Consider the following 12,717-nt stretch of genomic DNA (forward strand, 5'->3'; position numbering starts at 1 on the left):
CGGCGAATCGCTCTGGAACAGGCCTGACGGGCCCTCCAGACAGAGGCGGGTATCCACGAATTTCGACAATGCTATCCTTTTGTTTCGAATCGCGACGGACCGCAGGGGCGTGGCACGGAGCTTGCCTTGTCCATGTTGACGCGCCGCAGAGCGCGCATCTCCAGAAGCCGTTTTGGGTGCCGCGTGATGAGTACGAAGAACCATCAATTCCGAGACATTTCCGCCGATCGCTACGACCTCGCCGGGGCTCGTTCCTGGATGTCGAACATCTGTGGCCCTCACCACCTGAAGGCTGCAAAGCCCGAGCGGATCCAGTTCCATCACAGCGGCAACGTGCTGCCCTCGATGTCGACGACGATGGGCTACGTCGAGTACGGCACCGACGTCACCATCGGCGTCGGCGACGAGATGAACCTCAATTGCTACAGCCTCAGCCTGCCGCTGGCCGGTGAGCAGGAGCTGGCCAAGTCCGGCCATCTGCTGCGTTCGGATCGCGACTGGGGGGTGATCGTGTCGCCCCACGAGTATCAGGAGCTCACCATCGCCGGTGACTGCCACAAGTTGCAGGTAGCCATTCCCCGTGCCGCCATGCAGCAGACCCTGGAGGACCTTCTGCAGCGCAGCGTGGACACACCGTTGAGCTTCCAGGCGGAGATGAACGCGGTGGAGGGCGCCGCGGCGTCCTGGTGGCGCATGGCGCGGCACCTGATCGACGAGCTGGAGCGCAGCCGTGACCTCTACGGCCAGCTGTTCTTCACCCGCGACCTGGAAAGCGCGCTGATCAAGGGGCTGATCCTGGCGCAGCCGAACAATTATTCGGAGGAATTGCGCGGACGGTTGGAGATCAAGCTGCCCCATTACCTGGTGCGGGCGCGGGACTTCATCCACGTCCATGCCCGCGAGGAAATCTGCCTGGAAGACATCGAGCGGGCCGCGGGCGTCTCGCGCTTCAAGCTGTTCGAGGGCTTCAAGCGATATTTCGGCCAATCGCCCATGGCTTACCTGAAGAAGCACCGCCTGACCGCCGTGCGCCAGGAGCTGCTGGAAGACCGCAGCGCCCGGAATATCTCGGTGATCGCCATGGGCTGGGGCTTCAACCATCTCGGCCGCTTCGCCAGCGAGTACCGCAAGCTGTTCGACGAAACCCCGAGCATGACCATCCAGCGCCTGGAGGAGCGGCGCGGGCGTTCTCTCTGAACCAGTGCCGCCTGTCGAGAAATGCGCGGGTGATTGTCGAGCGGGCCTGAATTAAGACGACTACCAGGGGCGAGTCCCTTATTTCCGTCTGGTTCAGGAGATTGCGACATGAAAATCGACAAACACCCCGTGGTTTCCCGCGAGGAATGGCTGCATGCCCGCGAGGAGCTGTTGCGCAAGGAAAAGGCCTTCACCCGTGAACGCGACCGGCTCAGCGCCGAGCGGCGGGCGCTGCCCTGGGTTCGAATCGAGCAGGTCTACGCCTTCGAGGGACCGGACGGTTGGGAAACCCTGGCCGACCTGTTCGACGGGCGCAGCACCCTGGTCGTCTACCACTTCATGTTCGGCCCCAACTGGAAGGAAGGTTGCCCCGGCTGCTCCTTCCTCGCCGACCACATCGACGGGCCCAACCAGCACCTCAAGCACCATGATGTGACGCTGCTCTGCGTGTCCCGTGCGCCCTTGCAGGAGTTCCAGGCCTTCCGCAAGCGCATGGGCTGGAAGTTCAAGTGGGTGTCGTCCCAGGGCAGCTCCTTCAACCAGGACTTCGGCGTGGCCGCCCGGCCCGAGGACATCGCCGCCGGCACCGCCCGCTACAACTACGGCACCAGCAAGGACCCGGGCGAGGACATGCCCGGCCTCAGCGTGTTCTATCGCAACGAGGCGGGGGAGATTTTCCACACCTATTCCACCTATGCCCGTGGCCTGGACCTGCTGGTGGGCGCCTACAACTTCCTCGACCTGCTGCCCAAGGGACGGGACGAGCAGGAGATCATGGACTGGATGACCTACCACGACCGCTATGAGGACGAGCCGGCCAAGGCGGTGCATAGCTGCTGCGCGGAATAACGCGCTCCAGTGTCTCGCCCGGCCTGTGGGAGCGAATTTATTCGCGAATGAATTCGCTCCCACAAGGAGCGGCTGATATCCCTGAGGAGGTGAGCAGCAGTGGCGTAGGGTGGATGTCGCTCTTTACATCCACCAGCGAGGTCCGGCTGGAACACGCATGGTGGATCGGTGAAGCGTGATCCACCCTACGAAGAGCTCCCGGATTGCACCGGGTTACGAGTGCCTCGATTGTAGGTTGGGTCGGGCGGCGTTCCGCGAGCGCAGCGAAACCCAACGCGGGGGCCATGAGGCCTGAGTGTTGGGCCGCGCTGCGCTTGGCGCCAACCTACGTCAAGGCCATGTGCTCCTTGGGGCTGGCCACCGGTTTGCTCGCCCGCAACACCAGCGCGCACAGTGCCGGCAGGAACAGCAGGGTCAACACCGTACCCACCAGCACGCCGCCGATCAGCACATAAGCCAGGGACGACCAGAACACCGAGAAGGTCAGCGGGATGAAGGCCAGGGCGGCAGCCAGGGCAGTGAGTAGTACCGGGCGGGCGCGGCGTACCGTGGCTTCGATGATGGCCTCGCGCAGGGGGCGGCCGTGGGCCAGTTCCTGGTCGATCTGGTCGGTGAAGATCAGCGTGTTGCGCATCAGGATGCCGCCGATGCCGATCAGCGCCAGGATGGCGTTGAAGCCGAAGGGCTGGTTGAACAGCAGCAGCGCCGGCATGGCGCCGATCAGGCCCAGGGGCGCCGTGGCGAAGACCATGAACATCCGGCTGAAGGAACGCACCTGGAACATGATCACCACCAGGGTCAGCAGGATCATCACCGGGAACAGCACGGCCAGGGCCTTGTTGGCCTTGGCGCTTTCTTCCACCGGGCCGCCGATGGTCACCTTGTAGCCGGCCGGCAGCTTGGCGATCAGCGGTTGCAGGTCGGCGTACACGGCTTTTTCCACATCCGGCGGCTGGGTGCCCTTGATGATGTCGGCGCGCACTTCGAAGGTCAGTTCGCGGTCGCGACGCTTGAGAATGGGCTCTTCCATCAGCGGCTGGAAACGGCCGACCTGTTCCAGCGGCACCGAGACGCCGGCGGCGTTGGTAATGGTCAGGCCCTCGATACCGCCGAGGTTTTCCCGCTGGGTGTTCTGCGCACGGACCGTCACGGCCACGGTGCGGGTGCCCTCGCGGACTTCGGTCACCGGGTTGCCGGTGAGCAGGGCGTTGAGCTGGCTTTTCACCTCATTGGGGGTGAAGCCGAGCAGGCGCAGGCGGTCCTGGTCCAGCACCAGGCGATAGGAGCTGCTGCGCTCGCCCCAGTCGACGAAGGTGTCGCGGGTCATGGCGTTGGCGGCGACCACGGCACGCACCTCTTCGCTGATCTGCCGCAGCTGGTCGAGGTTGGGACCGGACACACGGAACACCACCGGGAACGGCACCGGCGGGCCGAATACCAGTTGGGTGACGCGCACCCGTGCCGAGGGGAATTCGCCGGCGGCGATGCGCGCCTGCATGCGCGCCCTGAGGGCATCGCGGGCCTTGGAGTCGGCGGTCTGCACGATGATCTTGGCGAAGGCCGGGTCCGGCAGCTCGGGGTTCAGCGACAGGAAGAAGCGTGGCGCCCCACCGCCCACATAAGCGTTGACCAGCTTGGTCTGGGGTTCTTCCAGCAGGGCTTTTTCCACCTGGGCGACCACGGATTCGGTGGCCTTGAAGGCGCTACCCGGCGGCATGTAGACCTCAACCAGCAGTTCGGAACGGTCGGAGTTGGGGAAGAACTGCTTCTTCACGATGCCCATGCCCAGGCCGCTGGCGACGAACGCCGCCACCACCAGGGCAGTGACGGTCTTGCGGTGGTTTACGCACCAGGTGACCAGGGCGCGCAGGCGCTGGTAGAGACGGGTGGCGTAGAGCGCTTCATGGCCACCGGCGACGGGTTGGATCTTCGGCAGCAGCTTCACCCCCAGGTAGGGTGTGAAGAACACCGCCACCACCCAGGAGGCGAGCAGGGCGAAGCCGACGATCCAGAAGATGTTGCCGGCGTACTCGCCCGCGCCGGACTTGGCGAAGCCCACCGGCAGGAAACCGATGACGGTCACCAGGGTGCCGGTGAGCATGGGCGCGGCGGTGGAGGTCCAGGCGAAGGTGGCGGCCTGGATGCGGTCGAGGCCTTCCTCCAGCTTCACCACCATCATCTCGATGGCGATGATGGCGTCGTCCACCAGTAGGCCGAGGGAGAGGATCAGCGCGCCGAGGGTGATGCGGTCGAACTCGCGACCGGTCATCAGCATGATCACGAAGACGATCGACAGGGTCAGCGGCACGGCGGCGGCGACCACCAGGCCGACACGGAAGCCCAGGGCTAGCAGGCTGATCAGCATCACCACGCCGAGGGCGACGAAGAACTTGATCATGAACTCATTCACCGCGATGCGGATCTTCTCGGCCTGGTCGGAGACCTTGTCGAACGTCACGCCCAAGGGCAGTCCGGCGTGGATGCGGTCTTCCTCGGCCTGGAGGGACTTGTCCAGCTCCAGGCCGTTGAAGTGCTTGTCCATGATCACGCCGAGCATCAGTGCCGGCTCGCCCTGGTGACGGATGCGGTAGGTCGGCGGGTCCTCGTAGCCGCGCTTGACCGTGGCCACGTCGGCGATGCGCAGCAGCTTGCCGTTGGCATTGATCGGCACGTTCTCGATCAGCTTCAGGCTGTCGAAGGCGCCATCCAGGCGGATGTAGGCGCGTGGGCCGCTGGTTTCGACGAAGCCGGCCGGTGCCACGCCGTTCTGCTTGCCCAGGGCTTCGAAGATCTGTTCGGGTTTCAGGCCGAGGGTGGCCAGGCGCTGGTAGGAAAACTCGACGAAGATGCGCTGGGCCTGTTCGCCGAGGATGTTGACCTTCTTCACGCCGGGCAGGTTGAGCAGGCCCTGGCGCAGGTCCTCGGCCATCTGCACCAGTTGGCGGTGCGGCAGCTGTTGGGCCTCCAGCGCGTAGAGGGCGAAGTAGACGTCCGAGTATTCATCGTTGAAGAAGGGGCCGACGACGCCTTGCGGCAAGCGTTTGGCTTCGTCGGAGAGCTTCTTGCGGGTCTGGTAGAAGAGCTCCTGGATGTCGCCAGGGCGGGTGGAATCCAGGTACTGCAGCTTCATCGAGACGAAGCCCGGCTGGGCGATGGTTTCCACCCGGTCGTAGAAGTCCAGTTCCTGCAGGCGCTTCTCCAGGCGGTCCGCCACCTGTTCCTGCATCTCCCGCGCGGTGGCGCCCGGCCAGGCGGCGGTGATGGTCATGGTCTTGACCGTGAAGGACGGGTCTTCGGCACGGCCCAGCTTGTTGAAGGCGATGGCGCCGGCGACCAGGGTGGCGATGATCAGGAACAGGGTCACCGCCCGATTGCGTACCGCGAAGGCGGAAAGGTTGAAGCGGCTCATCTCAGTGCTCCAGGGCCAGCGACGGCGCCGGCAGTTCACGCACGCTGTCACCGGGGTTCAGCAGGTGGGCGCCAAGGGCGACGATGCGTTCACCCGGCTGCACGCCGCCTTCCAGAACCGCCTCTTCCTGTTCCAGGCGCACCACGCGAACAGTGCGCAGCTCTACCTTTCCGTCGGTCTTGATGACCCAGACGCCGGTGCCCTGACCTTTGTCATGCAGGGCACCCAGGGGGACGCGCACCAGTTGCTCGCGGGCCGTGCCGTCCAGGCGCAGGGTGATGGTGGAGCCGATGGCCAGGGCGCTGGAGTCGCCACCCAGGGTGTAGCGGGCGCGGAAGGTGCGGGTGGTGGTGTCCGCGGCAGCGGAGAGCTCGCGCAGGGTGGCCGGCACTGCGTCGGCCGAGGCGCCGTAGGGATAGGCTCGGGCCGGGTGGTTGGCCAGGGAACGCTGGGTTTCCGGGATATCGATCACCGCCTCGCGGGCGCCGTCATGGGCCAGGCTCGCGACGATCTGGCCTTCGGCGACCACCTGGCCGCGGTCCACGCGCACGTCGGTGATCACGCCGTCGACGTCGGCCTGGAGGGTGGAGTAGGTGCGGCGATTTTCCACCTGGGCGGCTTCCGACGTCGCGGCGGCCTGTTCGGCCTGGGCCACCCGCAAGCGGGTGTTAGCCTGATCGTAGATTTGGCGAGACACGGCGCCGGTACCGGACAGGCGGCGGTAGCGGGCTTCGTCGTCGCGGGCCTGGCGCAGTTCGGCCTCGGCGGCGGTCACGCGGTTGCGCGCGGCGCGCAGGGCCAGTTCGAAGTCGGTGTTGTCCAGCACCAGCAGCACGTCGCCACGCTTGACCCGGGTGCCCGGGTCCACCTTGCGGGCGATGACCTTGCCGCCGACGCGAAAGCCCAGGTCGCTGGCGGTACGTGCAGCCACCACGCCGGTGTAGAGCGCGTCCTGCTGGGAAGCCGCCTGCACGTCTGTTGCGAGTACCGCCCGTGGCTGGGGCGCGGTGACCGAGGTGTCGGCTTGGCTGTTGCAGCCGCTCAAGGCCACCAGGGCCGCGGGAATCAGGGCGAGAAGGGCAAGGTGCGGACGATTCATGGAGCGATCCTCGGGTAGGGCGGCGACGGGGCGGAGTACCGCAGGTCGAAAATATGATAGGCATAATCTAATTTTGTGTATATATGTCACTCGTCATTTAATTCGTCAGCCCAAGGGCGAAGCGACCAACGGAGATGCCTGCGATGAACCAAGAGCAACAAACCGTGCAACGCGATGCGGATTGCGGCGCCCCGTCTGCCGTCAGCAATGATGACTGGCAGGCCCTGGAATGGCAGCTGATGGCCCTTGTGCTGGAAGCTGAAGCAGAAGGAGTCCGGTCATGAGCCCGTCGCGTCTGCTGCTGGTCATCCTCATGGCGCTGACCGCCCTGGGCGAGATATCCACCCAACTGCTGATTCCCGCCCTCGGCAGGATCGAGCAGGGCCTGGGCGCGGTGCATGGCGCCAGCCTTGCCGCGCTGTCCGGTTTCGTCGCCGCCTTCGGTATCGGGCAACTGCTGATGGGGCCGCTGTCCGACCGCGTCGGCCGCCGGCCGGTACTGATCGGCGGTCTCGCCCTTTACCTGGCCGCCACCGCCTGGATGCTGCTGGCCGACAACATGACCGGCTTCATCCTCGGACGTGTCGCCCAGGGCTTCGGCGCCTGCGCCGCGCTGGTGCTGGCGCGAGCCATCGTTCGCGATGTGTGGAAGGCCCAGGCCGCGCCGGCCCTGGCGCTGACCGTGATCGGCATGCTCAGCGCCATCGCCCTGGCACCGATGGTGGGCGGCCTGTTGACCCAGTGGGGCGGCTGGCACGCCCCCGTCCTGGCTTCGCTGACCATCGGCAGCGTCGCGCTGTTGGCGGTGCTGGCCTTCTATCGCGAATCCAATCCCAGCCTCGACCCCAAGGCCGGGCATCCGGCGACCCTTGCGCGCGACTACTTCGACCTGCTCAAGCAGCGCTCCAGCCGCGCCCTGGCCCTGACCCTGGCGGGCACCTACGGGGCGATGTTCGCCGTAGTGGCTGGTTCATCGGCGGTCTATATCGGCTTGCTGGGGCTGAACTCGGCGCAATACGGCATGGCGTTCGGCGCCACCATCTCCGGGCTGATCGCCGGGGCGCTGTTCACCCAGCGCAAGATCATGCAGCTGGGGCCGCAGCGTATCGTCGGTATTGGCATCAGCCTCGTGGCTACCGGCGCCACCCTCACCGTGCTGGTGCATGCCACCCTCGGGCTGTCGGTGCTGGGCCTTTCCCTGCCGCAGGTGCTGGTGACACTGGGCGGCGGCATGCTGATCCCCGCGTCGGTGGCTGGCGTGGTCATGCCCAACGCCCACCGCGCGGGGCTGGCCGCCGGTCTGATGGGCTTTTCGCAGATGCTCGGCGCCACGTGCAGCGGCCTGCTGCTGGGTGCCCTGCAGGATGGCACCGCCTGGCCGATGATCGGTCTGCAGGGCGTATTCGCCCTGAGCGCGTTCAGCCTGTTCAATCTGATGACCCGCAAGGCCCGGAACGCTGCGGTTTCAGCGGCGGGGTAGGGGGCGGAAAGGCCTGAAAGGGCGACGCGAAGCGGATGCAGCCCCTAGGAGAGGGCAAATTGCACCTTCCCAAAGAAGGCCGCCGAAGCTTCGCGATCACTCGCGGATGGGGAAGGTGCCGCGACGGCCAGAGGCTCTTCTCTTTGGGGCCTTAATGGAAGTCTAGTTCGTGGGATCGCGTGACGAATGAAGTGCTGCCCGATCGGTCCCTTTCTCGATCGGGCAGGGCTGCAATCAGCTGTACAGCCAGCGCTGCAGTTCCTCCAGGTTGGCTGCCACGATCTGCTGGGCCGCGGCCTTGGCCTGCACCTTGTTCTGGTCGATCTGGTAGCGCTGCAGCACGTACTGCACCAAGGCGCCACGGGTATCCAGCACCAGACGGCCGTCCTGCATGCCGTAATCGACTTCGATCAGCGCCTTCTGCGCCGGCTTGAGGCGCGGGTCCGGCTCGATGATCACCTGTACCTGGGTGTTCCAGCCTTCATCCTGCTCACGGCCGAAGTCCGATTTGTCCAGCAACTCCGGCACGCCGCGCAGGCGGCTGAGGACGAAGTCACGGTAGGCACGGTTCTTTTCGCAATAGGCGCGCACGTGCCAGCGCATGCCGGTGTAGATCAGCGTGTGCGGGGCAATCAGGCGAATCTCCGGGGCAGGGTTGGCCAGGGAAACGTACTCGGTCTCCAGGCGCAGCCCCTCGCGGCAGGCGCGCAGCAGCGGGCGCAGCACTTCCGGGCGCACCGAGCGGTCCGGCACCTTGAGCACTTCGGTGTGGGCATAGGCCAGGGCCAGGCCTTCGATATGGGGGGCGCGCTCGTGGTTCTGGTTGAGCAGGTGGAGATAGGCATCGGCGCTGTCGTCGATGAACAGCGGGCGGAACTGCTTGCTGGGGACGTAGCCCTTCAGGTGCTTGTCATATGTCAGGTTCCTGGGCGCATGTTCACCAATGTAGGTGTTGATGTCCTTGGACGCCTGCTGGCGGCTGATGCCGAAGCTCTGCATCAGGTGATTGGTGGTCAAGCGCCCTTCCCACCAGGCCACGGTCTCGATCAGGCGGTAGCGCAGGGCCAGGTCCCAGCGCACGTGTTCGATCGACTGCTTGCGTTTCATGGCGTGCCTCCATCCGTGCCAAATGTTTACCTGTACACATCTACATTCTAGACCTGTCGTCTGACGCTACATATGTTTGCAGCGTCGGGCAAGACTGCCCATTCTGGAGTGGGGAATGAGTGCCATGGAACTGATCTGGGCCTTGCTCGGCGGTGCGATCCTGCTGATTGCGTTGCTGATGCTGGCCCTGTTCTGGCAGGAGCTGCGGGTGCGCTACTGGCAGGAGGCGCTGGCCGACATGGGGCGCCGGTTGCATGAGTTGCAGACTGCCAATGATGCCCTGCGCCGGGAGAACCGCCGGCTGCAGGAGGCTGGCCGGTACCTGGCCCGGCCGGCGGGGTCGGCGGACCAGGCGCTGCGCTGACCGGCGCGGGATGACCGTTGCGCAAGGCTCGACTGCCGGTGCGTACAGCGCACCCTGGCTGCATATCTGCGCACGAGACCGACTGTAGGGGGGGGCGCCGCGTGTTCACCAATTGCGGCGCAGGTCGAAACCATCGCGCAGCCAGCGCTGTATCAGGGCTCGGCAAAAGGCAGTGGCGTATCGGTGCCGCGTCTTACCTGGAACACGTTCAGCGTCATGGCTACCAGGGCGTAGTAACCGAATACGCCCACCAACTCCACCACTGCCGGCTCGCCAAAGGCCGCGATGGCTTCGGCGTAGAGGGCGTCGTCGATACGGCGGGTGGCGTAGAGCGAGTGGCCCAGGCGGTAGATGAGGCGTTCGTCTTCCTGCTCGAAGGCCGGCTCCAGCCCCTGGCGCAGGGCCTCGATCACCGCATCGCTGACGCCGGCCTGGCGGGCGATAGGCTCGTGGATCTGCCATTCCGCCTGGGATTGCCACCAGGATGCGGTGAACAGAATCGCCAGCTCGGTCAGGCGCAGCGGCAGACGCGTGCCATAGCGGCAAAAGGCACCCAGGCGCTGGGCGTGGTCGGCCAGCTCGGGGCTGTGGATCCAGGCCAGGAAGGGGCCGTCCAGATTGCCACGCGGGCCGCTGAGGATGGCCTTCAGCACGTCGCGCTGGGCGTCGCTCATCTGTCCTTCGTCGAGGGTGGTCAATCGCGATTCGATCTTCATCGGCGCGTCCTCAGATTCCAGCCAAGGCGCTGCCCAGGGCGGCGTCCAGCTTGTCCACCAGCTCATCCAGGTGGCTCTCTTCGAGGATGAAGGGCGGTGCCAGGAGGATGTGGTCACCGCGCCGGCCATCGAGGGTGCCGCCCATGGGGTAGCACATCAGGCCATGGGCCATGGCGGCCTTCTTCACTTTGGCGTGGAATTTCAGGGCGGGATCGAAGGGCTCCTTGCTGGCACGGTCCTGGACCAGTTCCAGACCACGGAACAGCCCGCGGCCACGTAAGTCGCCCACATGAGGATGGTCGCCGAAGCGTGCCTGCAACCGGGCATGCAGGGCATCACCCAGCTCGCGCACGCGTGGCAGCAGCTGGCGTTCCTCGATGCTCTTCTGCACGGCGAGGGAAGCGGCGCAGGCGGTGGCATGGCCGATGTAGGTATGGCCGTGCTGGAAGAAGCCCGAACCCCCGCGGATGGCGTCGACGATGCGGCCACTCACCAGGGTTGCGCCTATGGGCTGGTAGCCGGCGCCAAGGCCCTTGGCGACGGTGATCAGGTCGGCGCTGATACCTTCCTGTTCAGCGGCGAACAGGGTGCCGGTACGGCCCATGCCGCACATCACCTCGTCGAGGATCAGCAGCACGCCGTGGCGGTCGCACACCTCGCGGACCCGCTTGAAATAACCGGGCACCGCCGGCACCGCGCCGAGGGTGGCGCCCACCACCGGCTCGGCAATGAAGGCCATCACGTTATCCGCGCCGAGGTTGAGGATTTCCGCCTCCAGCTCGGCGGCCAGGCGCAGCCCCAGGGCTTCCGGGGATTCGTCGGCGCGTTGCTCGCGGTAGGCGTAGCAGGGGCTGACGTGACTCACGTCGATCAGCAGCGGCTGGAACTGCTGGCGGCGCCAGGCATTGCCCCCGGCTGCCAGGGCACCCAGGGTGTTGCCGTGATAGCTCTGGCGGCGGGCGATCACATGGCGGCGCTGGGGCTGGCCGATCTCCACGAAATACTGACGCGCCAGCTTGAGCGCGGCTTCCACGGCCTCGGAGCCGCCGGAGACGAAGTACACCGATTCCAGCCCTTGCGGGGCTCGTTCGATGAGGAAGTCGGCCAGCGCTTCCATGGGTTCGGAAGTAAAGAAGGAGGTGTGGGCATAGGCGAGCTTGCCGACCTGGTCACGGATCGCCTCGATCACGCTGGCGTCACTATGGCCGAGGCAGGACACCGCCGCGCCGCCGCTGGCGTCCAGGTAACGCTTGCCCTGGCTGTCGATCAGGTAGGGACCGTCGCCCTGGACGGCAGTCGGGTAGCTCTGGGTGAGGCTGCGGTGGAATACGTGGCTCATGGTGCCCTCCGGTGCATTTCGGCAAAGAATATATGCAAATTGTGGTTGTGCAATGAATATTTGCCAATATTTCGGAAGGCGTGATGTCGGGTATGCAAGCGATGAATAGCTTGAATATGTTGATTTATAAGGGTTTTAATTGAGTATAAGGATTTTTGTGTGGGCAGAAGATTGCGCAAATCAATATTGCATTTGTGGAAAATGCATGCTTATCTTGCTCGAAAGCATGATGGCCGTGCAGCACATCGCTGACACAGTGGCCTAGCAGCTAACAACAACAAACCAGCCGGGTGCCTTCCTCGGGCCCTTGCTGAAACCTGACTGCCAGAAACGCCTGAAGCCGCACCGGCCAGGGCCCGTTCGTCCACGTCCGAGAGGAAGCATGCACATGAAGCACCTGCTCAAAGCAGCCCTGGCTGCACTCGCCATCGCCGCAACCACCCACGCCAATGCCACCGACAAGGAGTTGCTGGTCGCCACCGACACTGCCTTCGTGCCCTTCGAGTTCAAGCAGGGCAACGAGTACGTGGGCTTCGACATCGATCTCTGGGCGGCCATCGCCAAGGAACTGGGCTGGAAGTACACACTCAAGCCCATGGACTTCAACGGCATCATCCCCGCGCTGCAGACCCGCAACGTGGACCTGGCGCTCGCCGGCATCACCATCAAGGAAGAGCGCAAGCAGGCCATCGACTTCTCCGACGGCTACTACGACAGCGGCTTCCTGCTGATGGTCCGCAGCGACAACGACAGCATCAAGGGCGAGGCGGATATTGTTGGCAAGACTGTCGCGGTGAAGAGCGGCACCTCCGCCGCCGACTATGCCAAGGCCAACCTCAAGGCCAGCGACCTGCGCCAGTTCCCCAACATCGACAACGCCTACCTGGAACTGCGCACCGGCCGCGTCGACGCCGCCATGCACGACACGCCGAACGTCCTCTACTACATCAAGACCGCCGGCGAAGGTCAGGTCAAAGCCGTTGGCCAGCAGATGATGGCGCAGCAGTACGGCATCGGCTTCCCCAAGGGCAGCGAGCTGCGTGAGCCGGTCAACGGCGCGCTGAAGACGCTCCGTGAGAACGGCACCTACGCCGAGATCTACCGCAAGTGGTTCGGCACCGATCCGCAATAAGCCCACCCCGACTGAATCAGGAGCA

The 12,717-nt window shown here is 65.1% G+C and carries 11 protein-coding genes; 6 read left to right on the forward strand and 5 right to left on the reverse strand.

Annotated elements, in window-relative coordinates:
• The first annotated feature begins 183 nt into the window (after nt 1–183).
• Both E8E91_RS04455 and E8E91_RS04460 read left to right on the forward strand, forming a co-directional pair.
• Entirely contained in the window at nt 184–1,197 is a 1,014-nt protein-coding gene (locus E8E91_RS04455; protein ID WP_280374769.1) for an AraC family transcriptional regulator, read from the forward strand.
• A gap of 108 nt (nt 1,198–1,305) precedes the next feature.
• A complete protein-coding gene (locus E8E91_RS04460; RefSeq protein WP_280374770.1) occupies nt 1,306–2,046 on the forward strand; it encodes a thioredoxin family protein in 741 nt (246 codons plus the stop codon).
• A 325-nt stretch (nt 2,047–2,371) separates the two neighbouring features.
• Here E8E91_RS04460 and E8E91_RS04465 read toward each other — a convergent pair whose 3' ends face one another.
• Complete coding sequence (locus E8E91_RS04465) at nt 2,372–5,455, reverse strand: efflux RND transporter permease subunit (RefSeq protein WP_280374771.1); 3,084 nt, start codon at nt 5,453–5,455, stop codon at nt 2,372–2,374.
• Nucleotide 5,456: 1 nt separating this feature from the next.
• Nucleotides 5,457–6,554, reverse strand: a complete 1,098-nt coding sequence (locus E8E91_RS04470; protein WP_280374772.1) for an efflux RND transporter periplasmic adaptor subunit — start codon at nt 6,552–6,554, stop codon at nt 5,457–5,459.
• Between the two features lie 143 nt (nt 6,555–6,697).
• Between E8E91_RS04470 and E8E91_RS04475 the strand changes: the two genes are divergently transcribed.
• Both E8E91_RS04475 and E8E91_RS04480 read left to right on the forward strand, forming a co-directional pair.
• Nucleotides 6,698–6,838: a hypothetical protein gene (locus E8E91_RS04475; RefSeq protein WP_280374773.1), complete on the forward strand. Its 141-nt coding sequence runs from the start codon at nt 6,698–6,700 to the stop codon at nt 6,836–6,838.
• Complete coding sequence (locus E8E91_RS04480) at nt 6,835–8,034, forward strand: MFS transporter (RefSeq protein ID WP_280374774.1); 1,200 nt, start codon at nt 6,835–6,837, stop codon at nt 8,032–8,034. The genes E8E91_RS04475 and E8E91_RS04480 overlap by 4 nt, the downstream gene beginning before the upstream one ends.
• A gap of 234 nt (nt 8,035–8,268) precedes the next feature.
• Here E8E91_RS04480 and E8E91_RS04485 read toward each other — a convergent pair whose 3' ends face one another.
• Nucleotides 8,269–9,141, reverse strand: coding sequence for a WYL domain-containing protein (locus E8E91_RS04485; protein ID WP_280374775.1), 873 nt, complete (start codon nt 9,139–9,141; stop codon nt 8,269–8,271).
• A 115-nt stretch (nt 9,142–9,256) separates the two neighbouring features.
• Here E8E91_RS04485 and E8E91_RS04490 point away from each other — a divergent pair, with 115 nt between their 5' ends.
• On the forward strand, nt 9,257–9,505 hold the full coding sequence (locus E8E91_RS04490) for a hypothetical protein (RefSeq protein ID WP_280374776.1): 249 nt from the start codon (nt 9,257–9,259) through the stop codon (nt 9,503–9,505).
• Nucleotides 9,506–9,657: 152 nt separating this feature from the next.
• Here E8E91_RS04490 and E8E91_RS04495 read toward each other — a convergent pair whose 3' ends face one another.
• Complete coding sequence (locus tag E8E91_RS04495; protein WP_280374777.1) at nt 9,658–10,221, reverse strand: carboxymuconolactone decarboxylase family protein; 564 nt, start codon at nt 10,219–10,221, stop codon at nt 9,658–9,660.
• 10 nt (nt 10,222–10,231) lie between these two features.
• Nucleotides 10,232–11,560: an aspartate aminotransferase family protein gene (locus E8E91_RS04500; protein WP_280374778.1), complete on the reverse strand. Its 1,329-nt coding sequence runs from the start codon at nt 11,558–11,560 to the stop codon at nt 10,232–10,234.
• A gap of 388 nt (nt 11,561–11,948) precedes the next feature.
• Here E8E91_RS04500 and glnH point away from each other — a divergent pair, with 388 nt between their 5' ends.
• Nucleotides 11,949–12,692 carry a glutamine ABC transporter substrate-binding protein GlnH gene (gene glnH / locus E8E91_RS04505; RefSeq protein ID WP_280374779.1) on the forward strand — a complete coding sequence of 248 codons (744 nt, stop codon included), beginning with the start codon at nt 11,949–11,951 and terminating at the stop codon, nt 12,690–12,692.
• Nucleotides 12,693–12,717: the final 25 nt, after the last annotated feature.

The organism is Pseudomonas sp. BN515, from assembly GCF_029873155.1.
Taxonomy (GTDB): domain Bacteria; phylum Pseudomonadota; class Gammaproteobacteria; order Pseudomonadales; family Pseudomonadaceae; genus Metapseudomonas.

Excerpts from the sequence above, each read along its gene's own strand:
- E8E91_RS04460 (WP_280374770.1), top strand. The coding sequence starts at position 1,306 with ATGAAAATCGACAAACACCCCGTGGTTTCCCGCGAGGAATGGCTGCAT.
- E8E91_RS04470 (WP_280374772.1), bottom strand. The coding sequence starts at position 6,554 with ATGAATCGTCCGCACCTTGCCCTTCTCGCCCTGATTCCCGCGGCCCTG.
- E8E91_RS04495 (WP_280374777.1), bottom strand. The coding sequence starts at position 10,221 with ATGAAGATCGAATCGCGATTGACCACCCTCGACGAAGGACAGATGAGC.
- E8E91_RS04465 (WP_280374771.1), bottom strand. The coding sequence starts at position 5,455 with ATGAGCCGCTTCAACCTTTCCGCCTTCGCGGTACGCAATCGGGCGGTG.
- E8E91_RS04475 (WP_280374773.1), top strand. The coding sequence starts at position 6,698 with ATGAACCAAGAGCAACAAACCGTGCAACGCGATGCGGATTGCGGCGCC.
- E8E91_RS04490 (WP_280374776.1), top strand. The coding sequence starts at position 9,257 with ATGAGTGCCATGGAACTGATCTGGGCCTTGCTCGGCGGTGCGATCCTG.
- E8E91_RS04485 (WP_280374775.1), bottom strand. The coding sequence starts at position 9,141 with ATGAAACGCAAGCAGTCGATCGAACACGTGCGCTGGGACCTGGCCCTG.
- E8E91_RS04480 (WP_280374774.1), top strand. The coding sequence starts at position 6,835 with ATGAGCCCGTCGCGTCTGCTGCTGGTCATCCTCATGGCGCTGACCGCC.
- E8E91_RS04500 (WP_280374778.1), bottom strand. The coding sequence starts at position 11,560 with ATGAGCCACGTATTCCACCGCAGCCTCACCCAGAGCTACCCGACTGCC.
- glnH (WP_280374779.1), top strand. The coding sequence starts at position 11,949 with ATGAAGCACCTGCTCAAAGCAGCCCTGGCTGCACTCGCCATCGCCGCA.